Raw genomic sequence first — 2,149 nt, forward strand, 5'->3', positions numbered from 1 at the left:
AGGCCTTACTCTCCCAAGGCTTTCCGCCATACAATGAAGTCATCTTACAGAAATGTTGCTGAAAAACACATGTGTATGTAGGGGGTTAACTAATTTAAACGTTGATTTAATAGGATTTTACTAACAAAAACAAGGTAATAATCCACCACTAAACTAAATAAAAAAGATAGGGGGCTACACGGTGAGTATTTTTAAAAGAAAAAAGGCTATTGAACCGATTAACGATCCCATTTTTGAAGTAATTAGCAGCTGGGCCGATAACACCGGAGAAGTACCGCTTGATAGTGGCTACAGAAACAGTGCTATCTTTTCAGCAGTGAGCCTAATTGCTGGGGATCTGGCCAGTAACCGGATTAAGTCGGATAGTAGCAAACTAGAAAAGATCTTAAACGATGATCCCAACGACTTCACTAATGGCCATGACCTAAAACAGTCATTATTCACCAACTTACTGCTGTACGGTAATTCATTTTGTTATGTTGACCGGTCAAGCTTAAATAATGCTGTAATTGGCTTTGAGTTTATCCCATATGGCAATGTACGAATCGAGTATGATACTGACGACCAAGATCCAAGATATTACTGGGCGGATAGTTCTAAACGTAAAGGTCAAATTAAGAACGCTGATATTTTGCACTTCAAGTTATTCCCCGTTAGGGGCGTACAAGGGGTGTCACCCCTACAAGCCCTACACCAGCAACGCAACGCCATGAACCAAGCGGATAGCATGCGCAATAACTATTTTGATACTGGTTACGCTAAATGGCATTTAACTTTAAACGCTGGGGCTGTTGACCAAGAAGCCAAAGACAGCGTTAGAAATGCGTTTGAGAGTTCTGTAACGGGTGATAATGCTGGTAGAACCATTGTCACGGATCAAACTATTTCGGTTGATCCCCTGAACTCAAATACTGACACTAATATTGTTAAATTAATCAGTGATGTTCAGAACGCCAGCAAAAAAGATATTGCAACGGTGTACGGCATTCCGGTTGATTGGCTGGGAATTGAAAGCGAGCATAGTAACGCTGAGCAGGCTAAAAGTTTTTATGTAGAGCATGCCTTATCTAACTACATGGCCGCGATTACCGGCGAATTAGAGTTCAAACTTGGCCAGCACTTTGAGTATGATTTAAGTAGGTTACTAAATACTAATGTGCAAGCTCAATCAACCATGGCCATGGAACAATACAATGCCGGAATCATAACGATTAATGAAGCCCGTAAAATGATGAACTTGGAACCATTGGAAAATGGGGACGAGAGAAAGGAATTATCAAATGGGAACTAATTTAGAAAAGTTGTTGTTAGACGATTCAGAAGTACGAGCTAACGAACCGAACGACGACAAAGAAGACACTGGCAAAAAGTCAGACGATACCCAGCAAGGTACTGACGATAAGAAGCAGGATAACGAACCCAAAGACGACCCTAAGCAAGATACCAGTATTAGCGGTTACGCTTTGAAGTTCAACGTACCCAGCAAGGATTTAGGGGGCTTCATTGAGATCATCGACCCTAATGCGTTGGCTGATACTGATTTATCTAAGGTGGTCTTGTTATTTAATCACGACTATAACCAGATCCTAGCCAGTGTAGTCAACAACAATCTTACTTTAACCGTTGATGAAACGGGGTTGAGGTTTGATGCCCAATTAGATACCGGCGTTAGTTATATCGCTGACGCTTATAAACAAATCCAAAACGGTAATTTAAGCCATTGCTCATTCAGCTTTGATGTGGCTGACAATGGTGACGAATTTACTACTGATACCGACGGCAAGACGGTAAGAACCGTTAAGCAGATCAGTAATTTATATGATGTAAGCGTGGTTTCTATTGCGGCTTATGATGAAACTGAAGTTTCTACCGCCGCCGCCAGATCATACGAAAACTATTTAAATAAAAAAGAAAGCGAGGGCAAACATATGCCTATTGAAACTTTAGATCCAAACAACGAAACGAAACAAGCAGAATTGAGATCCTTTGATAACTATATCCGTTCCCACGGTGAAAAGCGGGACGGTTTAACTACAGCAGACGGGAACATCGTAATCCCCGAACTAGTAGCACAACCCGTAATTGAAGAACTTTCTAAGCAAGATTTAGCTAAATATTCTTATGGCTTAACGGTTAGTTCTTCAATGGG

Annotated in this window: 2 protein-coding genes; both read left to right on the top strand. The window is 41.0% G+C overall.

From position 1 onward, the window contains the following. The first annotated feature begins 181 nt into the window (after positions 1–181). Entirely contained in the window at positions 182–1,291 is a 1,110-nt protein-coding gene (locus tag FC56_RS03935) for a phage portal protein (protein ID WP_056978135.1), read from the top strand. Further along, positions 1,281–2,149, top strand: an 869-nt coding sequence (locus tag FC56_RS03940) for an HK97 family phage prohead protease (RefSeq protein WP_187116928.1), incomplete at its 3' end; no start/stop codon positions are given. The genes FC56_RS03935 and FC56_RS03940, both read left to right, overlap by 11 nt.

The organism is Lentilactobacillus senioris DSM 24302 = JCM 17472, assembly GCF_001436555.1.
Lineage (GTDB): Bacteria > Bacillota > Bacilli > Lactobacillales > Lactobacillaceae > Lentilactobacillus > Lentilactobacillus senioris.